The 24555-nt window shown below is 65.7% G+C and carries 26 protein-coding genes, 1 tRNA gene and 2 pseudogenes; 12 read left to right on the top strand and 17 right to left on the bottom strand.

The genetic code is table 11. The annotated features are described in order from the left end of the window. Positions 1-41 precede the first annotated feature (41 nt). Positions 42-281, bottom strand: a complete 240-nt coding sequence (locus M6D93_RS04310; protein WP_249773128.1) for a MoaD/ThiS family protein — start codon at positions 279-281, stop codon at positions 42-44. A gap of 3 nt (positions 282-284) precedes the next feature. Continuing rightward, entirely contained in the window at positions 285-746 is a 462-nt protein-coding gene (locus tag M6D93_RS04315) for an Rv0909 family putative TA system antitoxin (protein WP_249773129.1), read from the bottom strand. Positions 747-795: 49 nt separating this feature from the next. Here M6D93_RS04315 and M6D93_RS04320 point away from each other — a divergent pair, with 49 nt between their 5' ends. Further along, complete coding sequence (locus M6D93_RS04320; protein ID WP_249773130.1) at positions 796-1041, top strand: hypothetical protein; 246 nt, start codon at positions 796-798, stop codon at positions 1039-1041. Positions 1042-1088: 47 nt separating this feature from the next. Here the strand turns inward: M6D93_RS04320 and mscL are convergent, their stop codons facing one another. From mscL to M6D93_RS04340, 4 genes are all read right to left on the bottom strand, one after another. Beyond that, positions 1089-1526, bottom strand: a complete 438-nt coding sequence (gene mscL, locus M6D93_RS04325) for a large conductance mechanosensitive channel protein MscL (protein WP_249773131.1) — start codon at positions 1524-1526, stop codon at positions 1089-1091. Between the two features lie 39 nt (positions 1527-1565). Then, positions 1566-2300 carry an SAF domain-containing protein gene (locus M6D93_RS04330; RefSeq protein WP_249773132.1) on the bottom strand — a complete coding sequence of 245 codons (735 nt, stop codon included), beginning with the start codon at positions 2298-2300 and terminating at the stop codon, positions 1566-1568. Between the two features lie 106 nt (positions 2301-2406). After that, positions 2407-2892, bottom strand: coding sequence for an FmdB family zinc ribbon protein (locus M6D93_RS04335; protein WP_249773133.1), 486 nt, complete (start codon positions 2890-2892; stop codon positions 2407-2409). A gap of 137 nt (positions 2893-3029) precedes the next feature. Further along, positions 3030-3587, bottom strand: a complete 558-nt coding sequence (locus tag M6D93_RS04340) for a 5-formyltetrahydrofolate cyclo-ligase (RefSeq protein ID WP_249773134.1) — start codon at positions 3585-3587, stop codon at positions 3030-3032. A gap of 17 nt (positions 3588-3604) precedes the next feature. Here M6D93_RS04340 and M6D93_RS04345 point away from each other — a divergent pair, with 17 nt between their 5' ends. From M6D93_RS04345 to M6D93_RS04365, 5 genes are all read left to right on the top strand, one after another. Further along, complete coding sequence (locus M6D93_RS04345; protein WP_249773135.1) at positions 3605-4534, top strand: UTP--glucose-1-phosphate uridylyltransferase; 930 nt, start codon at positions 3605-3607, stop codon at positions 4532-4534. 30 nt (positions 4535-4564) lie between these two features. Then, positions 4565-5965 (top strand): molybdotransferase-like divisome protein Glp, encoded by a 1401-nt coding sequence (gene glp, locus M6D93_RS04350; RefSeq protein WP_249773136.1) that lies wholly within the window; start codon positions 4565-4567, stop codon positions 5963-5965. A 3-nt stretch (positions 5966-5968) separates the two neighbouring features. After that, entirely contained in the window at positions 5969-6592 is a 624-nt protein-coding gene (locus M6D93_RS04355; RefSeq protein ID WP_249773137.1) for a GNAT family N-acetyltransferase, read from the top strand. Between the two features lie 142 nt (positions 6593-6734). Further along, positions 6735-7493 (top strand): hypothetical protein, encoded by a 759-nt coding sequence (locus M6D93_RS04360; RefSeq protein WP_249773138.1) that lies wholly within the window; start codon positions 6735-6737, stop codon positions 7491-7493. A gap of 80 nt (positions 7494-7573) precedes the next feature. Continuing rightward, positions 7574-7650: transfer RNA gene (locus M6D93_RS04365), tRNA-Ala, on the top strand. A 450-nt stretch (positions 7651-8100) separates the two neighbouring features. Here M6D93_RS04365 and M6D93_RS19695 read toward each other — a convergent pair. Then, positions 8101-9102, bottom strand: a complete 1002-nt coding sequence (locus M6D93_RS19695; protein WP_249773139.1) for a DUF4232 domain-containing protein — start codon at positions 9100-9102, stop codon at positions 8101-8103. 156 nt (positions 9103-9258) lie between these two features. On the opposite strand from M6D93_RS19695, the pseudogene M6D93_RS04375 reads away from it, so the two are divergent. Further along, positions 9259-9513: pseudogene (locus M6D93_RS04375) on the top strand (transposase); the annotation flags it as partial. An 85-nt stretch (positions 9514-9598) separates the two neighbouring features. After that, positions 9599-10222, top strand: a complete 624-nt coding sequence (locus tag M6D93_RS04380; RefSeq protein ID WP_249773141.1) for a hypothetical protein — start codon at positions 9599-9601, stop codon at positions 10220-10222. 121 nt (positions 10223-10343) lie between these two features. Here the strand turns inward: M6D93_RS04380 and M6D93_RS04385 are convergent, their stop codons facing one another. Beyond that, positions 10344-10826 carry a hypothetical protein gene (locus M6D93_RS04385; protein WP_249773142.1) on the bottom strand — a complete coding sequence of 161 codons (483 nt, stop codon included), beginning with the start codon at positions 10824-10826 and terminating at the stop codon, positions 10344-10346. Positions 10827-12248: 1422 nt separating this feature from the next. Next, positions 12249-12776, bottom strand: coding sequence for a hypothetical protein (locus tag M6D93_RS04390; protein ID WP_249773143.1), 528 nt, complete (start codon positions 12774-12776; stop codon positions 12249-12251). 672 nt (positions 12777-13448) lie between these two features. On the opposite strand from M6D93_RS04390, the gene M6D93_RS04395 reads away from it, so the two are divergent. Together M6D93_RS04395 and M6D93_RS04400 are read left to right on the top strand one after the other, a co-directional pair. Beyond that, positions 13449-14096, top strand: coding sequence for a hypothetical protein (locus M6D93_RS04395; protein ID WP_249773144.1), 648 nt, complete (start codon positions 13449-13451; stop codon positions 14094-14096). A 776-nt stretch (positions 14097-14872) separates the two neighbouring features. Beyond that, positions 14873-15340 (top strand): hypothetical protein, encoded by a 468-nt coding sequence (locus M6D93_RS04400; protein ID WP_249773145.1) that lies wholly within the window; start codon positions 14873-14875, stop codon positions 15338-15340. 849 nt (positions 15341-16189) lie between these two features. On the opposite strand, the pseudogene M6D93_RS04405 reads toward M6D93_RS04400, so the two are convergent. The 6 genes and pseudogenes from M6D93_RS04405 to M6D93_RS04430 all read right to left on the bottom strand — a co-directional run. Beyond that, a pseudogene (locus tag M6D93_RS04405) lies at positions 16190-16894 on the bottom strand (IS3 family transposase); the annotation flags it as partial. A 97-nt stretch (positions 16895-16991) separates the two neighbouring features. Then, positions 16992-18053 (bottom strand): ABC transporter permease, encoded by a 1062-nt coding sequence (locus tag M6D93_RS04410; RefSeq protein ID WP_249773146.1) that lies wholly within the window; start codon positions 18051-18053, stop codon positions 16992-16994. Further along, positions 18050-18955 carry an ABC transporter ATP-binding protein gene (locus tag M6D93_RS04415; RefSeq protein ID WP_249773147.1) on the bottom strand — a complete coding sequence of 302 codons (906 nt, stop codon included), beginning with the start codon at positions 18953-18955 and terminating at the stop codon, positions 18050-18052. Before M6D93_RS04415 ends, M6D93_RS04410 begins: the two co-directional genes overlap by 4 nt. After that, the gene (locus M6D93_RS04420; protein WP_249773148.1) at positions 18952-19344 is read right to left on the bottom strand and encodes a GntR family transcriptional regulator; all 393 of its coding nucleotides are present in this window, start codon (positions 19342-19344) and stop codon (positions 18952-18954) included. Before M6D93_RS04420 ends, M6D93_RS04415 begins: the two co-directional genes overlap by 4 nt. 95 nt (positions 19345-19439) lie before the next feature. After that, the gene (locus tag M6D93_RS04425; protein ID WP_249773149.1) at positions 19440-19892 is read right to left on the bottom strand and encodes a WapI family immunity protein; all 453 of its coding nucleotides are present in this window, start codon (positions 19890-19892) and stop codon (positions 19440-19442) included. A 1601-nt stretch (positions 19893-21493) separates the two neighbouring features. Beyond that, positions 21494-22051, bottom strand: a complete 558-nt coding sequence (locus M6D93_RS04430; RefSeq protein WP_249773150.1) for a hypothetical protein — start codon at positions 22049-22051, stop codon at positions 21494-21496. A 325-nt stretch (positions 22052-22376) separates the two neighbouring features. On the opposite strand from M6D93_RS04430, the gene M6D93_RS04435 reads away from it, so the two are divergent. After that, a complete protein-coding gene (locus M6D93_RS04435; RefSeq protein WP_249773151.1) occupies positions 22377-22739 on the top strand; it encodes a DUF6188 family protein in 363 nt (120 codons plus the stop codon). 72 nt (positions 22740-22811) lie between these two features. Here M6D93_RS04435 and M6D93_RS04440 read toward each other — a convergent pair whose 3' ends face one another. Continuing rightward, positions 22812-23075: a hypothetical protein gene (locus M6D93_RS04440; RefSeq protein ID WP_249773152.1), complete on the bottom strand. Its 264-nt coding sequence runs from the start codon at positions 23073-23075 to the stop codon at positions 22812-22814. A 100-nt stretch (positions 23076-23175) separates the two neighbouring features. Between M6D93_RS04440 and M6D93_RS04445 the strand changes: the two genes are divergently transcribed. After that, positions 23176-23664 carry a DUF4265 domain-containing protein gene (locus tag M6D93_RS04445; protein ID WP_249773153.1) on the top strand — a complete coding sequence of 163 codons (489 nt, stop codon included), beginning with the start codon at positions 23176-23178 and terminating at the stop codon, positions 23662-23664. Between the two features lie 90 nt (positions 23665-23754). Here M6D93_RS04445 and M6D93_RS04450 read toward each other — a convergent pair whose 3' ends face one another. After that, entirely contained in the window at positions 23755-23994 is a 240-nt protein-coding gene (locus M6D93_RS04450) for a hypothetical protein (protein WP_249773154.1), read from the bottom strand. Positions 23995-24555: the final 561 nt, after the last annotated feature.

A 24555-nucleotide genomic window follows, 5' to 3' on the forward strand; every position in this document is an offset into this window, starting at 1 on the left:
GGTCGGTGTCCGGGCTGCCGACGTCCTAGCCGCAGGCGGCCTCAGCCGCCGGCAAAAGGCGGCAGTACGTCGACGATCTGGCCGGGCTCCAGGGTGGTTCCGGGCGTGGCGGCGACACCGTCGACGAGGAACGAACTGGCCGCCAGTACCGACTCGAGTTCAGCACGCTGGGAGAGCTCGGTGAGCAGCTCTCCCAGCGTGCGTGCGGAGATCAATTCCGAGTCCCGGCCCGCGGCTCGGCGGGCACCCGCCCAATACCGGACCGTGACCTGATCGGACATCGCTCAGCTGCTGGCGGGCGGCTCTTGGGACGCGGCCGGGGTGTCCGGAAGGTCGAACGCCGCCTTGCGTGCAGCCTCGGTAGCGGCGACCGGATCGTCGGCCCTGGCTGCCTTGGCGGCAGCATCGTCGCCGGCTACCTTGTCGGCCGCCCCGTGAACCTTGTCCTGAACGGCGTCGACCTTGTCCGCGAAGCGGGACTTGGTGGCTTTGTCGAAGCCGTCGGCGGCCTTGTCGACGCCGGCCGCGACCGCGGGGGCTGCCTTACCGGCCAGTTCGCTGGCCTTCTCCCGCGCCTCGGTAGCCATCGGACCGGCCTTCTCCTTGACCTGTTCGGTGACTTCCTTCGTCTTGGCCAGCGCTTGCGAGGCGAGCGGTGCGGCCTTCTCCTTGGCCTGCTCGGCGAGCGGAGCCGCCTTGTCCTTGGCTTGGTCGAGCAGCCCCTTGGCCTTGTCGAGGAATCCCATGGCAAAAGCCTCCTGTTGATGCATATGACGTTGCAGGCACACTAGATGAATGGGTGAGAACACGGAGCACTGCACTGAACACTCCGATGACCACCCCGACGTGGGGTCCGTCGACGCTGACGAACGGACGTCGGTTTCCTCTTCATCATCGTCGGACAAGTCGGCTCGGCGCCACCTGCGCGAGGAAGTGCTGCCCTCGGTCACCTCGGACGAACGCAATGTCGGCTGGGGTGACGAGGAATCGCGCTACGGCGACGACTGGTACTACACCGAGCGGCCACCGCACCACGGCTGACCACGCCGGCTTAGCTGACCGAGCCGAGTGAGCCGACGGAGCCGAGCTCAGATCGGGTTCTGCGGGGTCGGGCCCGCCGTGCCGTCCACCGGGCGCACGCCCAGGGCGTCCCGAATCTCGCGCAGCAGGAGGATGTCCTCAGGGACGGCCTCGGGCTCGGGGGTTTCGCCGCGGGCCCTCCGGGCCTGAATCTTCTGCATCGGCACGACGAAGATGAAGTACACGACGGCCGCGGTGATCAGGAAGACGATGATCGAGTTGATCACGGCGGAGATGTTGATGAAGGTCGAGTCGCGCAGCGCGCCGCCCCGTAGGTGGAATCCGAAGCCGTTCGCCGACGCGCCAGGAAACGCGTTGATGATTGGCGTGATGATCGCGCTGGTGAAGTCCTTCACCACGGTCGCGAACGCGGTGCCGATGACGACCGCGATCGCCAAGTCGACGATATTGCCTCGCAGGACGAAATCCCTGAAGCCCTTGATCATGCTTTCCTCCCAACTGACCGGCCTGTTCTGGCCTGTTGATCATGGCGGCCTTAGCGTAGCCATAACGGTGTGAGGCGCCTGAGTGGCCAGCCGGGCCGCTTGCGCCGGCGTTACGGCGACCACGATCGCGGTCGTCTGCTCAGTACCGAGCGCCGGCGCTGCTGCATCCGAGGCGCCGAGCACGGCCAGCACCCGGACGGCTCGGGCCAGCGCGCCGACGCCGGCGCTCGGCTCCGTTGTCGCGGAGCCCCCGCCGGCCGGCACCCGCTGCCCATCGATGGTCACCGAACCGGCGCTCGACCCAGAGTCAGACGCGTAGAGGTCGACCCGGGCACCGGTGTGCACCAGCCGCGTCTGGGCAGTGCCGGACAATTCGATCGCGGCGGCGACCTGATCGTCGGACAGGCCCGCGGCGATGGTGGTGTCGAGCAGCGAGTCCGGCGTGAGCGGCTGCCCGGCCGGGATTCGGCCCGCGGCTTGTCGGCCGACGAAGCGGGCGGCCTCGGCGCTCGAACGGGCCGGTAACAGCCCCGGGGGCCAGCGGCGAATCAGGACGTCGCGTGCCGCGATGCGCTGACCCGGGACCAGCTCGGTAGCGGCCACCGCGACGTTCACCTCTGACGGCCCCGGGCCGTGGGCGGTGCCGGACCGCGATGAGATGGCCGAGGCAGCGGCGAGGCCCAGGCACAGCAAGGCGAGTACCCGACGCGGCCAGGCAGCGAAGGCGGCGTAGCCGGGGGAGCGCAGGAACTGGTGAAGGCGGGACCGGATCATGATTTCGACCCTGGGCCACTCAGGTGCCCGGCGGGGCCGCATCCTCAGAGATTGTGGAAAGTCCAGCGGCCTGTGGACAGACGCACAGTGCTCCGCTGAGCCCGGGTCAGCGTGCCGCGGCGGCCTTGGCCGACGATCCCGAGTTCGATGACCCGGGCTTGGACGGCCCCGACTTCGACGGCCCGGATTTCGACGAATCCGACTTCGAGCCGGCGTTGGACGACCCGGCGTTGGACGACCCGGCCTTGGACGAGCCCGAGTCGGACGATCCCGAGCCCGAGGAGCCCGAGTCCGACTTGGCCGACCCGTTCGACCCCGATCCGTTGGAGCCCGCGCTGGGCGCCGCGTCGGACTTGGATTCGGACTTGCCGGAGTCCCCGGTGCTGGCCGCGGCGCCCGACGTCTTGGCGTCACGACTGTCGTTGCGGTAGAAGCCGGAGCCCTTGAAGACGACACCGACGGACCCGTACACCTTGCGGAGCCGCTGCCCACACGTGGGGCATTCGGTCAAGGCCGGGTCGGTGAACGCCTGGAACTGCTCGAACTCGTGCTGGCAGTCGGGATGGGTACAGGCGTACTGGTAGGTCGGCATAGCCAGAGGTCCTTCCTCGGAACACGGACACGCATGGTGCGGGGCGGGAGGCTCGTTAGCACTCCGACCCTGCGACTGCTAACAATGGTGCGGCATGTGATGTTCCGACGTCCAGTCGGGTCCGCTGCGGGCGGGTCTCAGACCCCCAGTTCATGCCAGCCGTCGGGCTGCACGACCGCGTTCACCGGCCGGTCCCAGGGGTCGACCGGAACCTCGGGGAGCAGTTCCCCGGCGTACAGCAAGGCAGCCACGGGGACCGTCGCCCGAACCCGGGCCAGCGCACGGTCGTAGGAGCCGCCACCACGTCCGAGCCGCGCACCGTCGGGGGCGACCGCGAACGCGGGGACCAGCACCAGGTCCGCCGAGGTGATCGCGTCCTTGCCCAGGGCGGGAGCCTGGCCGGAGGGGCTGTCGGGGGAGGCCCACTCGACCCAATCGAGGTCCTTGTCGGGCAGGGTCAGGGGCACGAGCACCCGGTAGCCCGCGGCGGTCAACGCGGCCAGCAGCTCGACCGAGCCAGGCTCCGTACGCAGCGGCTCGTAGGCCGCGATCACCGAACCCTGGGCCGGTCCGAGGGCACCCACCCGAGCCAGGACGGCAGTTCGAATGGCGGCTCGGGCGACGGACCGGTCGGCGTCCGGCATGGCTCGCCGCCGTTCGGCGATCGAGAGCCGGACGTCGCTCTTAACATTCACTTGGCTAGTCTCCCGATATGGCTCTTGCTGACAACTCCGCACCGACGGGCTCCCATCGCCGCGCCCGCCGCGCCGTGATTCCGGCAGCCGGAATGGGTACCCGGTTCGCTCCCGCAACGAAGGCGATCCCGAAGGAACTCCTCCCCGTGGTCGACGTCCCGGCGTTGGAATTCATCGTGGCCGAGGCGGCCCGCGAACACCTCGACGACGTTCTCATCATCACCTCGCGGGGCAAGAACGCCATCGAGGAACACTTCGACGCCGCGCCGGAACTAGAGGCGGCGTTGGAGAAGAAGGGCGATTCCGAGCGGCTGGCGCGGGTTCGGCGCTCGACCGACCTCGCGCGGGTGCACTTCACCCGCCAGCGTGAGGCCCGTGGACTCGGGGACGCCGTGGCCCACGCCGAGGCCTTCGCCGGTAACGAGTCCTTCGCCGTCCTGCTCGGTGACGACATCATCGACGAGCGGGACGAGCTGCTCGGCAGAATGCTCGACGTGCAGGCCGAGAAGGGCGGCATCGTCGTGGGTCTCATCGAGGTCGAGGGGCGTGCCATCTCGCTCTACGGCAGCATCAAGCCGGCTGGCGAGATCGTCGACGGGGTCATCCCGATCGAGACCCTGATCGAGAAGCCGAAGCCGGAGGAGGCCCTGTCCAATCTGGCGGTCATCGGCCGCTACGTGCTGCCTCCGGAGATCTTCGACGCGCTGCGGCGGACGGAACTCGGCAAGCGTGGCGAGCTCGAACTGACCGATGCGATGCGCACCCTGGGGCAAGATGGGGTACCGATCCATGGAGTCGTGTTCTCGGGGCGGCGCTACGACACCGGTGACCGGCAGGATTACCTGCGCGCAGTCGTCCGGCTCGCTGTCGAGCACCCTGAGCTGGGAGCTGACTTCAGTAGTTGGCTGGCCGATTTCGCGGCCGGCCTGCCGAAACAGCCGGAGTAGCCCGGCGGTACCGACTAGGAGCGCGTCCCTGTGACCGAGAACAACCCCGATCAGCCGACCGAGGTCATCTCGTCCTTGGCTCAGCAGGCGGAGCGCGGTGGTCCGGGGCGCGGTGCGGGCCATGACCGCGACCATGGCCGCGACCGCGACCATGGCGACGACCACAGCCACGACCACAGCCACGATCATGAGGACGTCGGCGCGCTGCGGCCGGTGTCCGAGCAGCTGGCCCGCGTGCTGGACTCGATCGGCAGCATCGATCCGATCCAGCTGACGCTGCTCGACGCGCAGGGTCTGCTGCTGGCCGAGCCCATCACGGCAGACCGGCCGCTGCCCGGCTTCGACAACTCGGCCATGGACGGGTACGCCGTCCGGGCGGTCGATCTGCGCGACGCGAGCCCGGAGCGTCCCGTCGTCCTTCCGGTCGTCGGTGACGTGGTGGCCGGCGCGCGCTCGGTGTCGGGGATGGGGCCGAACCTGGCGATGCGGATCATGACCGGTGCGCCGATCCCGCCCGGAGCGGACGCGGTCATCCCGTTGGAGCAGACCGACCGTGGCGTGGCCCGGGTCAGCATCACGCGCTCGATCCGGTCCGGGGAGTGCATCCGGCGGGCGGGGGAGGATCTGGCGGCCGGTGCCGTAGCCCTGGGCCCGGGCGCGGCACTGGGTCCGCAGCAGATCGCCTTGCTGGCGGCGACCGGACACGATCGGGTGCTGGTGCGCCCGAGACCGCGGGTCGTGATCATCTCGACAGGGTCCGAGCTGATCGATGTCGGGCGTACCCCCGGCTTCGGCGAGGTGCCGGACGCGAACTCGTACATGCTGGCGGCGGCCGCCCGTGATGCCGGAGCGGACGCCTTCCGGGTGGGGATCGTGGCCGATGACCATGATCGGTTGCTCGACGTCCTGGACGCCCAGCTCAACCGCGCGGACCTGATCATCACCTCCGGCGGCGTGAGCATGGGCGCCTACGACGTCGTCAAGGAGGCGCTGAGCCAGTTCGGGACGGTCGAGTTCGTCAAGGTCGCGATGCAACCCGGCATGCCGCAGGGCTTCGGCTATCTCGGTCGCGAGCACACCCCGATCTTCTGTCTGCCGGGTAACCCGGTGTCGTCGCTGGTGTCCTTCGAGGTGTTCGTGCGTCCGGCCATCAGGAAACTGCTCGGCAAGCGCAACGTCCACCGGCAGAGCCTGCAGGCCATTTCGCTGGAGCGGATCGACAGCCCCGCGGGTAAGCGGCAGTTCCGCCGCGGCTTGTTGCAACGCGAACCCGACGGACGCTATTCGGTCTCGCTGGTCGGCGGAGCTGCCTCACACCTGATCGCGTCGCTGGCCGCGTCCAACTGTCTGGTGGTCATCGACGAGGACACCACCGAGGTTGTACCCGGTTCACGGGTGACGGTCCTGCCGTTGATGCTGGCCCAGCGGTAGGCGATGTCCGAGCTGCATCCGGGCTGGCCCACCGTGCTCACGGCCGGGGCGGTGAGCCTACGCCCGCCGAAGCGACGCGATGCCCGGGAGTGGAGTCGCGTGCGGATGGCCAACGAGGAGTGGCTGGCGCAGTGGGAGCCGTCCTCGCGCCAGTCGTGGTCGGCTCGAAATTCACGCGCTGAGTACTACCGGACCTTCTCGCGCATGAAGTCCGCGGCCCGGATCGGAATCATGCTGCCTTTCATGGTGGTGTACGGCGATCGGGTGGTCGGGCAGATGAACGTGTCCAACGTCGTGCGCGGCGCGCTGCGCTCGTGTTCGGTGGGCTATTGGATCGACTCGACGGTGGCCGGGCGCGGCATCACGCCCACGGCGCTGGCCCTGGTCATCGATCACTGCCTGACCGAGGTCGGCCTGCATCGCGTTGAGGTCGACATCCGTCCGGAGAATGCGGCGAGTCTGCGGGTGGTGGAGAAACTCGGCTTGCGGCGGGAGGGCTACTACGAGCGCTTCCTCGACATCGGTGGCGCGTGGCGCGATCACGTGGCGTTCGCCATCACCTCGGAGGAACGGGCCAATCTCCCAGTGCTGGCAAGGCTTTCATCGCTTCCGTTGCCGCCCGCCTAGCGATCCGGGGCCCCAGATCTCGGGCCTCGCACGCGAACTGTCAACCGCTACTTGAAGTTGACACTCGGCGCGCCTTCGGCGTTTACGCCAGCCCGACACCTAGCGTGACGGGAAAGTTGTGACGGATGTGACGGGAGATGCGATGAACCCCATGATGACGGTGCTCGTGCTGGCCGTCCTCTGGCTGATCGTCGTGATTCCGATGATGGTCCAGAAGATCGACGCCCGGCGCGGCGAGCGTTCGGCAGCACGGTTTTCCACAGCCATGCGCGCACTGTCGCGCGGCAAGCTCATCGCGATCAACCGCACGACGGAGAAGACGCTCACGCGCTCGGTGTCGCGCGACAGCGATACCCAGGTGGCCTCCGCCGCCCCATCCCGCACGAGCCCGCACGTTTTCGTACCCGGAGCACCAGCCGGCGTCACCGCAGGTCGACGTCCGGTGCCCGCTGCCATGGAGGCAATGATGTACCCCGAACGACTGTCCAAGTCCGAGATGTCCGAGGCGCGCCAGCAGATGATGGCTCGCCGCCGGAGGTCACTGACCGTGCTGATCGCGGGGACGATCCTCGGCCTGGCCTGGAGCATCTTCTCCGGCAGCACGATGTCGTGGGTGGCCGGACTCGGATTCCTGCTGTCCCTGGGCGGCTACCTCTCCTTCCTGCGCTCGCAGGCTCTGCGCGACCGGGACCGTCGGGAGAACCGTCGACGCAATCTCGGTTACGGCGATGGTGCGTCCTACGACGCGACCGAGCAGCTGAGCGTTTACGAAGAGGTCACGACGGTCGTGCGCATCGATGACGACGACGTCGCCCTGCACGGAATGGCTGACACCATCGACCTCACCGGCCTGTACGTCGAGGAAGAGTTCGAGGCGCAGCCGATGCGCCGAGCCGTCTGAGCCGGTTGAGCCGGTTGAGCCGCTTGACCCGGGCGGTGGCAGAAGCCCCCGCTCAGGCTGGTAACCTTCTCAGTCGGTTGGGGGCTGTGGCGCAGTCCGGTAGCGCACCTCGTTCGCATCGAGGGGGCCAGGGGTTCGAATCCCCTCAGCTCCACCAATCTGTGAGGCCCGCCCTGTCTTTTGGGGCGGGCCTCACAGATTTCTGAGACAGAGCGATTCGAGGAGGAGGGCCGAGGGACGAGGCTCGACGGTTCCCCTCAGCTCCACCACGCAGGCCCCGGAATCCGGGGCCTGTAGGTTTTTCAGGAGTCGCCGTATTTGGACTTGACCCTCGTTTGACCCTGAATCCCGACGTCACTCCGTGTGTGTCGACGTGTCGGAGCACCACACGCCGGCATGCTCCGGTGCGTCGTGGGGTTGGGTTCGTGGTCGCAGGCGGTGAGACCGAGGAGTTTCTGCAGGGCCGCCGTGGGGACGCCGCGGATCTCGGCTTGCGGCTCCGACAATTCTCACCGCCCACGCAGTCGAGGCGATCCTGCACAACCGCGCCTGCGTGCGGGCCCGGGTCGAGGACCTGCATCGCCGACGTGCCGCGCGTGCCGCTCGGCTATCCGGTGACAACAACGGTTCCTATGGACTCAGTGTTGGGCGCTTTGAGGCTCCAGAGCACCTTCGTCGGACCGTGCGAGGTGCCGGCCGGAAGCGGTAGTCGCATGGCGAACCGGACTGTCTGGCCGGGGATGATCGCGCGGACCGGTGCGCAGTTCAATGCATACGTTCGCTTGTCCGGCGTGGACGTGAGCGCTGCTTCAAGGTAGCCGGGGCACGGCGTCAGACTCACTCCCTGCGCGGTCGGATTGTGCACAGCGACGGTGAATCGAAGCACCGAGCCTGCCTTGGCGGTGTGCGGCAGCTCGAGCGTCGTGCGCAGCACGTCGAGTGGGTAGACCGGTTCCGGCTTCGGATAGTGCGGGTCGAAGAATGGGGTCAGGCGGAGCCCGCACGTCAGATCGAGCTCGATCGTGCGGGGAACGTTGAGGGTGACGCTGCTGCCGCCTGGCAACTCGATGCTGACCCGGTCGTACGTCTGGCCGCCGCCACCGCCTCCGGGGCGTGCAGCGCAGTACGTGTCGGTCTCAAGTCCGATGACGGTCACGCCGTCTGGCGGCATGTTCGCCGCGTGCCCTGCCGGAAAGAAGCTCCCGTTTATGCCGGTCACGCTGGGGCGCCCGGGCCCGGTCGCGACGACGTGGGGGTAGCCCGCGAGCAGGCACGTCGATCCGCTGACGTTGCGGAACCGGACGTAGGTGATCGTATGGCCGCCGGCACCGTTGCCGAAGCCAAAGGATGCCGAGACGTCGTGCCGATGACAGGGTCGCGCGTTCGCAGGCGGGGCGGGGGGCGACGTTGTTGTCGGTGGTTGATCAGGCGGCGCGGGGGCGTCGATCCATGGGATGACGCTGTCGCCTGGCTGCGCCGAGCGTGACCGGGGGGACGTGTGAGACGGCTGCCGTGACGACGAGCCGGCCGAGGTCGCGCAGCCGCTCAGAACGGCGATGGCCGCCAACCAGAGCGCACCTGCTGCTCGAGTCCTGGCGGGACCTCTCACGTAGAGAAGACGTGTCGAGGACGGTGAATTGTTGCGCCCGCGGCTGCTCTCGGTCAACGACCCGGGGTCGATCGCGACGACGCGGTCGGGAGGACCCGATGGCTCCGTGAAACGCGCGTCTGCTCATGCTGATGAGCGTGCCTTGGCGGTCAGTCCCTGGCACGCCACGGGCTCTCCCGCGCCGGCGACCGCCAACTCAACTACGCGCTGCACGTGATGGCCCTGGCCCAGATCCGCTACGACGGCCCTGGTCGCAGCTACTACCAGCGCAAACGCGCCGCCGGCAAGAGCCACAAAGAGGCCATGCGTTGCTTGAAACGCCGACTGTCCGACGTCGTCTACCGCACCATGATCAACGACTCGGTTTCCTTCGTCGGGTGTGAACAAGCGCAGGGGCGCTATTCCGATTGATGACGAACCCCCTCCTCCTGATTGGTCCGAAACCTCGTCCGCTCATGCCGATGACAGGGTGCCTGGACCTAACTAAATTGTGGCCGTGAAGAGAGCGAAGGGGCCCATGTCGGCGACGGAGTTCATCTCCGAGAAGGAGCGTCGGATTCGAGACGATCCGACCTACCGTGCCGAGGTCGAACGGGCAGCGGCTGAGCAAGCAGATCGCGCCCGGCAACGCAGTAAGGCTGAGGAGCCGGTGCTTCGGGATCTTGTATCGGCTGGGGTGTCGGTCGGATCGCTGTACGACCTGTACAAAGTGCCTGAGGAGTTGCCGTCGGCCATGCCGGTTCTGATCGAGCACCTCGCTCGCGACTACCCCGACTCGGTCTACACAGCGATCGGGTCCGCCCTGGGTAATGGGGTGGCCCGCCCTTGGTGGGCTGATCTCGCTTCGCTGTATCTCTCAACTGGGAAGGCGGAGGTTCGCGATCGGCTGGCCGCAGCTCTTAGCCAGTGCGCCGTCAAGGCCCATTACGAGGAGTTGCTGACGTTCCTGGCCGACGAGACCCTCGGAGAGTCGCGGATCTACTTTCTAAGAACGGTCAACCGGATCGGCAACCGCAAGAGCCCAGGGGCAGGTCGTGCGGTAGTCGCCCGCTTCGCTGACGACCCGGTGCTCGGCAAGGAGGCAGGTGCGATCCTCGCGGGGAAGGGGCCCAACGACTAGCGCCACCGCGCTCTATGCCGCGTTGAGCGCTACCGCGCTCTTCTGCCGCAAGCAGCGCGCGGAGAGATAGCGTCCGACTTTGCCGCGTGTGGCGCGCAACTACGGGAGACGACTGGGGTGGTCAGACCTCGGGAACGCAAGCCCTCACCGCAGCGCGCAGCTCGTCTTCGACTGCTTGACGAGCGTCGGGGCTGGTCTCATGGTCTCGACGGTCGAGCAGGATGACCAGCTTGCGATCAAGCGGTCCCTGGGCATCCCATGCCGGGATGCGGGCGTAGAACGGCCCTTCGAAGAAGTGAAGTGGGAGGTTCCAGTACCCGAACGCGGTCAGTAGCACTCGGTACTCGTCGTCCTCATCCGTGAAGACGGGCACGCTGATCCCGTGCTCAGCCAGCATCTCCCGGATCGGCTCCTCAGCCTCACTTCGGATCGCGCCTCGTTCCAGGCTGGCGACTGTGACGGTCGCTTGGCCGGTGACGCCGGACGCGAGCAGGTCCTCGGCGAGAACGACCGCATCATCGACGCGCAGCCCGTCGGTCAGGACCAAGCCGACGGCCGCGAGGTGGAGACGAGCAATCTGGTCCGGTCCCACGACCTCGGTCATGCACACGATCATCTCATCGACCCGACGCACTCACGTGCCGCTGGTCGGGCGCGGAGAGATAGCGTCCGACTTCGCCGCTGACAGTCGCGCACCGTCGTGACCTGTATCTGTGACAGGATCGCCCCGTGACCCGGCGCCGTGGGCGCTTTGAACGGTTCGTTCAAGCGACTTATCCCGGCCTCGAAATGGGAGGCCGCCTGGTACTCATTGCGCTCCTTCCGTTCGTGCTCGCTCTGGGTGCCGGAGTGTCCTTGATCAACATTGGGACGGACGGTGCAGAGTCCATCGGCCATGCCGCAGCCCTGGTGGGCGGCGTGGTGATTCTGGTCGCCACGCTTGCCTTCCTTGGCGCATACGTGTTCGTGTTGGCAAGGTCCATCAGATCGGCACGCACCGATCGGCCGGCGGGGAGGCACGCAAGCGAGTAGCGCCTCGCCCTCATATGCCGCTGTGAGAGCGCGTCTCTGGGGAGTGGGACCCCCAGTGATCTGCCTTCGTCATGGCGCGGCTCATGGGCTTGGTGCCGCACGGACGACGGGGCTTCCGGAACAAATTGCCCTACGGTCTCGCTGTCTGATGTGCGGCGTGGTGTGCTGGTCCTAACAAGTGAGGTTCTGTGCCTTCTGCGCCTCCTCGGAACGCCCTGCCAACGCACCGAAGCCGACCGCGACAGCTCTTCCGCCGGTCTTGGCCGTCAGCAAAGCGTGTTCGATCAGTGGGCGTCGGCCTGACTTGAGTTAACCCTCAGATTTTGGTCGTCGCGCGGCCAATCTGTCTGACTGATACCGAACGCCAACCCTGTCGGCGAATTGGCACAGCAGCATCGCCACGAAGATGATGAAGCCGACTGCGTAGGGCATGGGCGGTGAGGGAAGGCGCACGATTGCAGCGATAATTCCCAAGGCTAGGAGCGCGAGGGCCGCCCCCACGCCGCAAAGAAAGCCAAACAATTTTGCCGGCATCTCGGAACTACCCCCGGGTGGGCTCGATCGTCGCCAAGTGTTCGAGGTGGACCCTACGACTTGTGGCGCGGATGAGCCAGCACCGGTCGGGCTTGTGTCCCTTACTTCAGGGGAGGGGCATTCGTTTTGCGGAACTCAACTACTCGCGAAGCGAGGCGGGGTCAAGCGAGTGACGCTTTGTTGGTCAGCGCCCGTGCTCAGGCTGCCGCGTCGACCAGCGGACGTGATCGCGTACTCGCAGACCCTCCGCCCTGGGTAGGTGTGTCGCGTACGTCGCGTGGTCAATCGGTGTTGGTGCCCGCTTGGGCGACGAGGCGTCCGCAACAAATTGCCCCACGGTGGTCTGTCGAGTGTTCGGCATGGTCTGCTAGAGCAAGCGTCCGGTCTTGCTGAGCCGCTGCAAGCCGGATGGTCCCGTGAACCCGCGTCCGCTCATGCCGATGAGCGAGTGGCCTTTCGGTCAACCCATTCGGGCTGCGGCGCTGCTAGGGAGCTGCCCGATCGCGCTGACCGAGTGGTCGCCGTGGCGGCAGAACCAGACCGCGTGGCCCTTGACGGAGCGCGGGTCTAGCCCGAACCCGTGGGTGGGGCAGACTGGCCAAGCAGCGCTCAGGTCGTCAACTACGTGATCTCGAAGGTTGTCGGCGACTTCGCAGATGGTCTCTGGTGCTCGGATCGCGAGGGTGGCCGGCGTCGAGTAGTTCCCGTTGTACGACACGATGAGGGTGCCGTGCTCGTCTCGCCGAATGTTGATGCTCGGGTTGAACGTCGAGGTGCGTTCGACGTCCGCGACGAACAGCGCGACCGCCTTGTGGGCTAGCTCGCTTTCCCTTTCGTAGTAGAGGCGCCGGACTTCGTCGCGGCTCACCGCACCATGGGTGTCGAACGTCGCGCGAAGAAACTCCGGGAGACCCTCGGGAGGCGTCCCAGGGTCGTCTTCGTCATGCAGGTCGAACGACGCGATCCAAACGTCAAAGCCATCCGTCACAGATGACAGTCTGCCGCGAGCGCCCGCTCATGCCGCTGGGCGGGTCGCTACGCTCGACCGCATCTGCCGCTGGTCGGGCGCGACCCGCTCCAGTGATCTGCCTTCGTCATGGCGCGGCTCATCAGGTTGGTGCCCGGTCCGGCGACGAGGCGTCCACAACAAATTGCCCTACGGTCTCAAAGCCCAACGGGCGGGTCTGCCGGCGCCAGCATCTTCTGGATTTACAGTCGAAGGGCTGTTCATCCATCTTGTCTGAGCCCCTGCAAGCCGGATGCCCCGTGAAGCGCGCGTCCGCTCATGCCGATGACAGCTCGCTGGGAGGATGTCAGACATGGCAATCCATGAGCGTGCAACCGCCATCCGAGCGACCGCTTTCCCGAAGCGGACGGTGCTGGGCCGCACCAGGACCGCCTTCCGGTTCGACGCCCTGTTTGCCGATGGTCACATCGAAAACGACGTCGACGTAGATGCCGCCCTCGACGGAAGACACTTGCCGGCTGACGCGTGGGCGACCCGAGTTGCTGCCGAAGCGGCCTGTCCCGCCGACGGAGCCGGTCGCTGGGTTGAGTACGCGACGGGCCGCGAACTTGATGGACCACCGCAGATCTAGTCGCTCGACCATGCCGCGTTGAGCGCTTCGTTCGCGATGGTGCCTCACGTAATCTGCTCTCCATGCCAGAACAGAGTCATCAGTCCGGGGACGCGTTCTCACCATGGACCTCCGCTGGTGCAGACCGACTGCGCCAGACGGCCCGGGAAGTCGCTGCAGCGATCATCACTCACGCTGACGCCGTCGTGGCAGTCGGCAGCGACGAAGACATTCGGGAAGTCTTCGATGCAAGCGAGGCACTGCTTTCGGTCCTGGTGTCCTACGCCGACGCACAGTTCGAGTACACCGGCACAGGCTTCCCCCTTGGCGCCCTCGCCCAGTTCCTTGATGACGATGACGATGACGATGTCGACCCGAGATCTCTACCTGTCGCGGGCATCTCCGTATTGCAGCGTCACGATTACCAGGTGACCGATCCTGCCGCCGTGATGGCTGCGGGCCGCGCGGCCTTCCAGCGGTACCAGCCGGGAGTAACCGAGGAAGCTGCCGAAGCGGACGTTGAACATCTGGGTCTAGCGCTCTACCACGTCGCGCACGAGAAGGGTTGGAGCAGCATCGGCGACGCCGACGGCTTGCGCCCTACAGGCGGCCAGGTCATCGTCGTTTCCCAAGACGAGGTCCTGGGTCCAGATCCAGACGTTTGGCCGGATGACCTGTTCGAGGAGCCAGGCCCGCGCCTTTACTGGCAGTCGGACATCTACGGGGGCTGACAGCCTCCCGCCGGCTCGACCGCTCATGCCGCGCAGCGGGCCCGCCCGCTCATGCCGCAGATGGTGCGCGGTCGTGCCTGCGATGAGCGTGCGACCATGACGCCGTGGACCGCGCCACCCTCAGTGCCCTCATGACGGCCGAGCGAGTTGATCCGGCGGCGTTCAATCTCGATTCGAACCGGCAGCCAGACGAGCGCTTCTGTCTCGTACCAGTCTTAGGCAGCTAAAGGTGCTCTATTCCGAACGTGGCCAGCGGACGGGAACGCGCTGGTTCGAGACGGAGGACGACGCCTGCGATTTCTTGGCGCAGCGACTGCTAGCTGACAGCGCCAGTCGGCTTCGCGGCCAGTGGGCCAACAACCGGAAATGCCGCTGGTCGGGCGCGCCGAATGACGGATGTAATGGAAGGATTGACGCTGTGCCGCCCAAGCCGCGATATCGACTCACCGCCCGTTCTGTAGCACTCACCCGTGCCTGATGGACGATCTGTGTTGTCGCCCTGCTCCTTGCCCTGGCAGGGATCGCTCTCGCGATCGGCGGCAGTCGCTTAGGTGGCACGCTTATCATCCTGGCGGGCATGACGATCGCGCTGACTGGGCTTCTGGCCTTGGGTAAGGACTGAATTGGCGAGTAGCACGCTCGCACGCATCTGCCGCTGGTCGGTCGCGGCGCTGTGAACGACCGCTCATGCCGCTGATGGTGCGCGGTTCTGCCGATGAGGCGTCGTTACGGGCGGTCGCGGCCGGTGTCCAGGCGAAGCCTGAGATGATCGTCGAGTGACCGAGGACCCGCTGCTTGCTGACAGTTCAGGGCCTCGTTGGCGCGTGCGCGTCATGCCGTCTCGCGGGTGGCGACGTTGGTTCAACCGGACGCTGGCCCAAGCCGACGTGGCTACGCCACAGGGGGGTCGTTACCTGGTCCGCATCGTTCGCAACCTGCCGTTCACGCAGAGCCCGTTGGGTCCCTTCGACGACCTGGTGCCGCAACAGATTTCGCTCGCGGCGCTCGTCGCCGCGAACGTCTACCCACGCGGCCGTACCGGGTGGAGCGTTCACGTTGTGAAGCCGGCGACCCCGTGGCGAGCCGAACGCGTCGTCTTCACCCGTCGCAGCCGCGACGCCGCCGACGTGGTCGATCGCGCCGTGGGCTTAGCCGACGCAGCGTATCGAGGCGAAAAGCCGTGGGAGTCCGAGGAGATCGTTCCGCTTCGCAACAGCATCAAACGCATGATGAACTGGGACTGAGCAAGGGCGGTTCCACACACGTGGCGATGCGTCAGGCCACTGCGTCAACAATGCGGACATGCCGCAATGCGGGGCGTCTCTCCACAGCGGTCCCCATCCAGTGCTCTGCCTTCGTCATGGCGCGGTTCATCAAGGTTGGTGCCCGCTCTGGCAACGAGGCGTCCGCAACAAATCGCCCTACGGTTTGGCTGATCTGTGCGTGGAAGGGCCCGCTCGGCGCGGACCTCTTTGAGACTCAACACCCACTTGGGGAAGACCGCAGGCCTTAGTTGTTCGCAGGGGCCAGCGGCAGTGTGGCACGCTGCGTCATCAGGAAGGGATCGGGAAAAGTGGATCAGCGCGAACTGAAGGCCCTGTTTCGACGGCAGGCCGGCATTGATGTGGAGGGTGGAGTCCCAGCGTTTACAGGGCTCTATCCCTTTTACGACGGTTACGGGACGTGGGAAATAACCTTCACAAGGCGGCGCTACCTCGTGTGGACCGCCGAGCAGGTCCAACTTTGGGCCCGATTTGGAGGACCGCTGCCCACTAGCCTGAAGCTGTCCGTAGCTCGCGGATCGATCTCGTTGGCCACCCCGGCAAGCGGGCCGGGTCGGTCCGGTCGCTATGACCGATACCTGGTCGGTGCGAAGACAGTGTGGGTCGAAAACGCGTTTCGTCCTGTGCTTGATGGAATCCTCAGTCCGCCTTGATCTTAGGCCGGGAAGACTGCTCTGACGAGCCTCCCGACGGCATCGCGCCCAGCGTCCGGCGGGGCTCAGTGGCTACAGCCCCTCCAGGGCGTGAGGATCTATCGAGACGGAGTTGCGCTCGTGTTTGCCACCCTCGGCGGTTGAGGACGTTCTTCTACAGCAGCGAGAAGAATGACTCCATGGTTGCGTTGTCGGCGCAGGCGCCGACGCGAACCATCGAACCACGCAGCCCATAGCGTCGCAGTTCATGGACGAACGCGTGGGAACGGAACTGACCAGATTCAACTGATAGTCGCATCACCGGCTTGTTTGAGTAACCGTAGCTGCTTGTTGAAAGCGTTGGCCAGGGCGTCGACTGCGAGCTGAGAGGTCATGCGCTCACCCATCGAGTACCCGACGATACGGTTGCTGCAGGCGTCCTTGACGGCACAGAGGTAGAGCTTGCTTTCACCGGTCGGGTGTTCGGTGATGTCGGTCAGCCAAAGCCGATCCAGCTGAGGTGAGCGGGACTGGCGCGAGACCAAGTCGTCGTGGACGGGTGGTCCCGGTCGGCGGGTCGACCTCGCATCATCGCGTGCGCCGACCACAGCCGCTGCTGGGTGCAGAGCCGGTTGACGTGGTTACGGCAGGCCCTGATGTCGTACGTCGGGAGCTCGTCGGCGATGAATCGATAGCCGAACTCCGGGTCGTCGTGGTGGATGTCGATGGCGGCGTTGATCAGATGCGCGTCGTCCCAGTCACGCCGGCTGACCGGGTTGGCCAGCCATCTGTACTAGGCCTGCTTCGAGAAGCCGAGCACGCGGCAGGTCACCACGCCGGGGATCTTGTCGACGGCGAGGTCACGGACCAGCGGGAACATCAAAACCTGGGGCAGACCCGAACGCCTGAGTTTGCACTGCTGGCGTTGACTCATCCCGGGGTTGAAGGTGGGGCGGCCGTTGAGTAGTTGGCGTTCTGGCTTAGGTGGCGTGGCGGTGCAACCAGTAGAAGCAGAGCCCGACGAGGGCCAGCGCCCCGGCGAGGTAGATGCCGGTTTCGTAGCTCTGGAACAGCCAGTAGCGGCTGGCTGGTTGATAGGTGACGACGCCGTGGTAGGTGGCGCTGAGCTGGGTCACGCAGGTCTCGAAGGCGTCGCGGGCAGCTGTTGATGCTTGGACCTGGCTGGCGCCGGATGGTGGTCCTGACGCGGTTGCCAGTTGCGGGCAGGCGCTGTTGACGGTGTGCGCGTTAAGGATGTGGGCGCTGGAGTCCACGGCGCGGGTCGAGTAGACCCACGCGTTCGGGAGATTCGGCGCGCTGAGGAAAAGCGAGGACTGCGCCGATGGGCCGCCGTTGGTGCCGTAGCCGGTAGTGATCGCGGCCAGCGTGGTGCTCAGGTGCCGGGGTGAGATCAGGTGTTGGCGGATCAGGTAGGTGAACGCGAGCCGAACGCCGAGGAACACGCCCAGCGTGGCGGCCATGGCGGGCAAGGCTCGCCGGAGGATCACGCCGAAACTCACGCCGAGCGCGAACGCGAACGCCGCATAGCCGAGCGGGGTGATGTTGCGTTCGCCGAACAGCCCGGCGTCGAAGCGGTTCATGTTCGCGGCGTCCATCGGGGCCGACCACCAGGTGACCATCAGGCTCAGCAGCCCCGTCGCGGCTACGCTGGCGGCGCCGACGAACGCGAGTTTGACGGCGACCCAGCGGGTGCGGGTGACGCTCTGGGTCAATGCCAGTCGGTGGGTGCCGTTCTCGAACTCGCGACTGATCAAGGGTGCGCCCCAGAACGCGCCGACCAACGCTGGGACTGCGACCAGCGCGGTCCCGATGAGTTCGAGCAGCGAGTCCAGCGTGCTGACGCCGATGCGGACGTTCGGGCAGGTCGGTGAGGCAATGCAGGCGCCCTGGGCCTTTGCGTAGGCGTCATAGACGTGGGCGAAGTGCGGGCCGGTGGCGGCCAGCATGATGGCCGCCACGCCCAGCAGTCCAATCGCGAGGTAGCCCTGGGTGCGGAACTGGCGCAGGCTCAGCCGAATCACGCGACCACTCCGAGGCGCGTGCGGCTCACGCCGTTGGGCTTGCCGGACTCGTCGGCGCGACGCATGTAGGCCAGCACGAGATCTTCGAGCCCAAGGGGTTCGACCGTCCACGACGGGTCCAAGATCGGAGCCTCGCTGCGCACGACGAGGGTGCTTTGCCGGTCGGTGTGGCTAGCCTCGATCACCTCCTGACCTGCGGGCAAGCTGCCCGGGTCGCGGCGGGGGCCGGTGAGCCGATGGTGCGAGGCCAGCAGCTCCTCCACGTCGCCAGCTACGTGAACGCGGGAGTTGGCCAGGATGATCAGGTAGTCACAGACCCGCTCCAGATCGGCGACCAGGTGCGAGGACAGCACCACCGTCATGTCGTCGTCGGCGACGGCCTGCATCAGGTGCTGGAGGAACTCGCGCCGGGCAAGCGGGTCCAGGCTTGCGACGGGCTCGTCCAGGACCAGCAGCTCGGGGCGTTTCGCGAGCGCCATCGTCAGCGCGAGCTGCGCGTGCTGGCCCCCGGACAACCTGCCGGCTCGCTGCTTGGGGTCGAGTCCGAGCTCGTCGACGCGTTGCTCGGCCATCGCGGCGTCCCAGCTCGGGTTGAGCCACGCCCCGAGCCGTAGGTGATCTGCGACCGTCAGGTTGGTATAGAGGGGATTCTGTTGGGCGACGAACCCAACCCGGCCGAGATGGACCGGGCTCTCGCCCGGGCGAGCGTCGAGCACCATGATCTGCCCGGCCGTTGGTTTGAGCAGGCCGACCGCGAGGTTGAGCAGAGTCGTCTTGCCGGCCCCGTTCGGACCAACCAGGCCGACCACGCGCCGTTTGGGCACCTCGACGGTGCAATCGCGAAGCGCCCACCGATTGCGGTAACGCTTGCCCAACCCGGCCGCGTTCAGCACCGCGCTCATGCGACACCCTCGCCCGACGTCAATCGAAAGGTGTCCTGAAACAGGTCATCGATACTCTCATCATCCAGACCAGCACGACGCGCCTTGTCCAACCACCGCTGCAACTCACGCCGCAACGGTCCGTGCGCGGCCAGCGAATCACCCGGCAGCGACCCGACCACGAACGTACCGACGCCCGGACGGGCCGCGACCAACCCGGCGTGTTCCAGTTCGCGGTAGGCCTTCAACACGGTGTTCGGGTTGATCGCGACCTGCCCGACCACATCTCTCACGGTCGGCAGTTGGTCACCCGAGACCAGCAGACCCAGCCGCAATGCCCGGCGCACCTGCTGTACCAGCTGCTGATACGCCGGCACCCCGGATCGGCTATCCAGATGGAACTCAATCACTACAGCATCTCCATTGTGCTATATACCTAGCACAATGGTTGACTAGCCAGCCATCTCTGTCAACTACCACGAGCCACGGGGGTCTCCGGGCACCACTAGGGCCTGCCGAGTACCGGGAATTCGCGTTCGATGGCGTCCAGTGAAGCGATCAGGCCGGGCAGCACAGTTTGATCGACGTGGTCGATCTGGAACTCAAGATGCGTATTCGTGCCGGGATTTTCCCTGACGTCTCCGACGACCGACAGGTGACCGTTCGGCTCGCAGCGGACGGTGAGGTCTATCCACAGCTCCATGCTGGCAAGGACGGCGGTCCCTTCCAGATTCTGGTTCATGTACTTCAGACCCTCGTTGAACCGGTGAATCTCGTTCATCCGAAGTGTCGCCGCGACTTTGGCGGTGAAGCCACCAACGTGGACCAAGATTGGTGTGATCATCGAGTTGCCGTCCCAGTAGTCCACGGCTCCGGGGTGGGCTCGACCCTCGACGTTGACCGTCACCCGGTCGTTTCCTGTCATACCGAGAGTGAATGCGCCCGCCACAGCGAGCATCGTGCCAGATTGCCTCTCGAGACATCTTCCGGTGTTGCCGCTGGTCGGGCGCGGAGGAGAGCGTCCGACTCTGCCGCAAGCAGCGCGCGGCCCGGTTGGGACGGATGACGTTATTGCGCGGGTATGAGAGCATCGCTCGATGCGCGTCCTGTTTCTGTTGTGCGCCTTCGCTGGGGTCCTCTTAGTGGTCTTTAACGCCAAGGTCGGTCATTACATGTACGAGCGAAACCAAGACCGGGGGTGGCCTGCCATCCATCGCGCGCGTAGCGCGAGGCCGAGCCTGCACCTGGCTTGGGCCCGGGTCATGTGCGTGTTCGCTGGCACGGTGGCCGCAGCCGGCGGCGTCCTTGCCTTTGCTGGCATTTGGCATTCGCATTAAGCCGACACCGAAACCTTGCAACTTAGCGCGCTTACCGGCCGATCGGCGGGTCACCTCGATCGTCTTCATGCATCCGCATGAGCTGGTCGGGCGCGGACGAGAGAGCGTCCGACTCTACTGCTGGTCGGGCGTGGACGTGAGAGCGTCCGACTCTGCCGCTGGTCGGGCGCGGCCCGCTCCAGTGATCTGCATTCGTCATGGCGCGGCGCATCAGGTTGGTGCCCGGTCCGGCGACGAGGCGTCCACAACAAATTGCCCTACGATCTAATCACTTGATGTCTCGTTGTCGCCTGCTGGCGGAGGCATCTGTGAGGGTGGAAGGCGCCGAACAGCCTCGGAACTGCCGCAAGGTGCCGCCTGCCCGCTTCAGCTCCGCTCGTTCACCCAAGAGACCGGCGGCAATTAGGGCTGAGGAGGAGGAGGCGGAAGGCCCAGTGCCTTACGGATCTGGCGAGAATAGGAAGCGATTGCGTCAGTATTCGGCGACGCGCTGTCAAGTACAGCATTAATGAAAGACCAGCCACTCGCCCTGACAATGCGACCCCAGGCGATCGAATCATTGTGCAGGGCGATGCCCATGTGATCGGTCAGCACGGCGACAGACTCCGGCCACCGGAGATCCTCGAGTTGCCTGAAAGCTTGATTGTCTGTCTCAACCCCTCTCGCTGCGACCGCCTTGGCCTCAGCGAGGGATCCCTTGTTTCTGACCACGGCGTTCCAATCGGCGTTCACCCGATTCAAGCGGCCCACGATCGCGAGGTACTTCCGCTTGGCAACTTCCTCAGACCACATCTCCCCGGAACCCGTCGCCGTCGAAGTCCCTTCCGGCAGCGGCGTGGTGTCCCCAGGAAATGGGCCGCTCGGTTTGGTCGCGGTGGTCGAGGTCGCACGCGTGGCCGACCGAGGCGTAGCGTGGTTTGGCTCGCCTTGGTGAGCGCTGCACGATGTGGCGGTCAGAAAGAATAGCGTTACCGCGGACAGGACGGCGCGATCACGCCCGAGAGAGCTCCTCGGCATGTTGCATACCCTAGCTGTTCAGCTGAATGTGACCTGTTCTGTGGTTGGTCGAAGCGACGAGATCGCACCTGGGTCAACGGCTTAGACCATTGGCGGTCAAGCAGCGCCGACACTTCCCAAAACGCGACCGGCTCGCTGGCGTCCGTGGGCTTCGCGACGGCCTTCGCGTCCTGCCCACGGTGCACAAGGTCGGTCGGTCCGCCGGTCAGCGGCTGAGACGGTAGGCGAGTACGTCACTCACCGCAAAGAACAGGGTCCAGGAAATCAGGACACCGAGTAGCGCGAATCGGGGTTTGATGTGTATTTCTCGGTGATCGGTTGCGGCCGCCGGTGGGGCGTCGCCGACCTGCGCCGCTCTCCACGTTTCGATGTGTGCGGCAACTGCCTTCACGTGCTTGTTCCCGGACAGTGTTCCCGCCAGCGACTGCTGCGCGGCCGAGACTCGGATACGGCGCTGGCCCACGGTGATGATCCGCAAGCCGAGGCGCGTGTCGAAACCTGCGATGTCCGCCGCAGCCACGTAATACTCACCGAGGATGTTCATCACCCGCAGTGACGGGCCGCGGACGTCGACACGGATGAAAAGCGCCACGACCGAGGGCCAGCTGAACAGGCTCGCCACACATCCCCCCGCGAAGGCTTCCAGGCTGTTCGGGGGAGGCGGCCCGAACGCCCCCGCACAGGCTGCAAGAAACAGCCCGTAGAGCAATAGCCCGAGCAACGCCGCTCCCACCGTGAGGTAGCGCTTACACCGCCCCACCATCACCCACCTACTCGACCGGGCCACGCTCGAATGCGGCAGGAGACTCGGTCGGCCAGTGTTCACATGTTCGCCTCTCTCTAGCGGTGCTCATGTGTAGCAGATCGCAGTGGTCGGCCGTGTCTATGTGCGGCGTGGCCGATACCGTGGGCGCCCGCTGACTCACCTGCGGGCGTTGCGTGCTGGCGGAACCTTCGTCAGGTGTGAACAGGCGCAGGGGACGCTATGCCGTTGACGACGAACCGCCTCCTCCCATTGGTCCGAAAACCTCGTCCGCTCATGCCGAATTGAGTGCGATCGCCCGACCTCCGGTGCGAGACTCTGCAATGTGTACGGGCTCCCGGAAGACACCGACCTCTCAGCCTTCGTCGGATGCAAGCTGGAGCTTGTGTCGATCAGCTTGCATCAGGTCAACCTCAACTTCGACGGGCTACGGAAGATCGGCATCACAATCGAGGGTGACTACGCGGTGTCTGGGCCGGACGTAGCACGGGACCGCTATTCAGCCGCCCCCGAGGGCGCAACGGGATTGGTCGGGCTTCTTGGTTCGAGAGTCAGTGATGTCCAGGTCGTGGACCATGGAACTACGACCGTCCACTTCGTTGGTGGCGCAGCGATCATGATCTACGACTCTGAGGAACACTACGAGAGCTACCAGATCTACATCGGCGACCGACTCATCGTCGTTTGATCGCTTGCCGCCGCCGGCAGCATCCGCACATGCCGCAGTGACGGTCGTATCCACGGCTCGGAACTGCCGACGTCAGCGTGTCTTACGCCGACCGACAGAACCAGCAAACTGCCTGCGGTCGGCGAGTGACCGGCCACGGCCAATCTGAATCTGGTTCACGACGCCCGTGGCACCCATCATCACCATCCCAGCCAGTTCCAGGTAGATGCCGATGTGGCGGTAGACGTTGTGGCTATCGAAGTTGAGCAAGCCTAGAACGGCGCCGATCCCGGCCAGCACAAATGCGACGCCCAGCCATATCAGGCCGAGCCGCGATATCCGCTGCCTCCACTTCACGTCGGCATGATGCCACAATTGTCCAGACCACGGATCTGCCGCTGACTGCGCGGACGTGCCGATGTGCGCGTCCGATGGAGGAGTGCTGCATCCTTATGCGGTGGCCGATGAGACGATGATTGCGACACACGACGAGCCCGCCGCGCGGGCGCGGACCAACTACATCCTGAGGCTCAGCCTGGCGGACGACGGATTGCCTGGCCGGTATGAGCAGATGTGGACTCGGACCGACGACAAGGTCAACTTCGAGCTATGTTGCATCCCCTTTTTCACCTACGGGTTGTCGCTCGGTGACGTCCTCACCACGACCGACGACGATGGCTCCTACAAGATCGTCTCCAAGGGTGGGCATCGGACGATCAGGTTCGCGATCCAGAACGAGACGTTTCTCCATGAGGCCCACGACTCGCTCCATGGTTCGATCGCGGGGACTGGATGCCTGGTCGAGTTTCGTGGGCACATGCTCGGTTACGGCGCGATTGACATTGTTGAAGACCGCCAGTCGGAAGTCGTCAGAGGATTGTTGAGTCCACTCGCCGAGCAAGGGCTCCTGATGTGGGAGTGGGCTGACCCCGCCGTACCGGATTGATTGGTCATGCGGGCATCCGCAATTGCCGCTGGGCGGGTCGCTACGCTCGACCGCATCTGCCGCCTGTCGTGCTCGCATGCATCTGCTGCATCAGGCGGGCGAGGAGCGATGCCCGCTCGGCCAATCGAAGACCGCAGCCGCATCGCCATCGACGTTCGCCAGGTCTGCAGAATTCACGCAGGCCCAGAAGTCGGCAGGCACTCTGCGCCCATCGAGCAGCGAGTCGAGATGGCGCAGGGTGACAATCCGCGACGCACCCATCGAGGCAGTGACCTCGTACCGGCGGGGCCGTCGGAACGGTGATCCGATCGAGGGCGGACCGTCTGTCACGCGTCGGAGGTTGAGTGCATCTGGCCTGACCCCGATTCGTAGGTCCAGTGGATCAGTTCTCGGGGTCCGGCCAATGCCGCTGGTCGGGCGCGGAAGAGATTGCGTCGACTCTGCCGCGAAGCGGGACTTTCCGGTCATGGCTCCCGTCTGTGTTCATCGAGTAGTTCGGTCTCGGTCCGTGTCGCAAATATTGGCTTCGCCGTTGGTCTGCGGCGAGAGTTGGGTGGGCACAATGATCTGTGTGGGAGGACGAAGGCTCGCCGGGTTTGCGGCGGTTGGTTGCGTGGTGGCGGTGGCCTGGTCGATTTGGGCTGTAGTCCGCGGCGGTGATGTTGGCGGTCCGACCGGTTTTCTTGTAGGGATGCTGCTGGTGCTTGTGACGGGACTCGTTCTGGTCCGGCGTGGAGGTCCTCTGGAGGCCTGGCTTTGGCGCCACTCTCGATCCGCGAGTCAGGAGTTCATTGTTCCTCGCTCGGTTTCGGAGGTCATCGAGGCTTCGGCAGCGTTGGCGTCGCGCAAGCGCGGGTGGCGGTCAACCGTCAGCGACGGAGGCTGCGCGGT

The sequence above is a fragment of the Jatrophihabitans telluris genome (genome assembly GCF_023516435.1).
In the GTDB taxonomy this organism is placed as follows: domain Bacteria; phylum Actinomycetota; class Actinomycetes; order Mycobacteriales; family Jatrophihabitantaceae; genus Jatrophihabitans_A; species Jatrophihabitans_A telluris.

Coding starts and splice junctions, on each gene's coding strand:
- M6D93_RS04310 (WP_249773128.1), bottom strand. CDS start 281: ATGTCCGATCAGGTCACGGTCCGGTATTGGGCGGGTGCCCGCCGAGCC.
- M6D93_RS04315 (WP_249773129.1), bottom strand. CDS start 746: ATGGGATTCCTCGACAAGGCCAAGGGGCTGCTCGACCAAGCCAAGGAC.
- M6D93_RS04320 (WP_249773130.1), top strand. CDS start 796: ATGGGTGAGAACACGGAGCACTGCACTGAACACTCCGATGACCACCCC.
- mscL (WP_249773131.1), bottom strand. CDS start 1,526: ATGATCAAGGGCTTCAGGGATTTCGTCCTGCGAGGCAATATCGTCGAC.
- M6D93_RS04330 (WP_249773132.1), bottom strand. CDS start 2,300: ATGATCCGGTCCCGCCTTCACCAGTTCCTGCGCTCCCCCGGCTACGCC.
- M6D93_RS04335 (WP_249773133.1), bottom strand. CDS start 2,892: ATGCCGACCTACCAGTACGCCTGTACCCATCCCGACTGCCAGCACGAG.
- M6D93_RS04345 (WP_249773135.1), top strand. CDS start 3,605: ATGGCTCTTGCTGACAACTCCGCACCGACGGGCTCCCATCGCCGCGCC.
- M6D93_RS04355 (WP_249773137.1), top strand. CDS start 5,969: ATGTCCGAGCTGCATCCGGGCTGGCCCACCGTGCTCACGGCCGGGGCG.
- M6D93_RS04360 (WP_249773138.1), top strand. CDS start 6,735: ATGAACCCCATGATGACGGTGCTCGTGCTGGCCGTCCTCTGGCTGATC.
- M6D93_RS04385 (WP_249773142.1), bottom strand. CDS start 10,826: ATGACCGAGGTCGTGGGACCGGACCAGATTGCTCGTCTCCACCTCGCG.
- M6D93_RS04395 (WP_249773144.1), top strand. CDS start 13,449: ATGCCAGAACAGAGTCATCAGTCCGGGGACGCGTTCTCACCATGGACC.
- M6D93_RS04415 (WP_249773147.1), bottom strand. CDS start 18,955: ATGAGCGCGGTGCTGAACGCGGCCGGGTTGGGCAAGCGTTACCGCAAT.
- M6D93_RS04425 (WP_249773149.1), bottom strand. CDS start 19,892: ATGCTCGCTGTGGCGGGCGCATTCACTCTCGGTATGACAGGAAACGAC.
- M6D93_RS04430 (WP_249773150.1), bottom strand. CDS start 22,051: ATGGTGGGGCGGTGTAAGCGCTACCTCACGGTGGGAGCGGCGTTGCTC.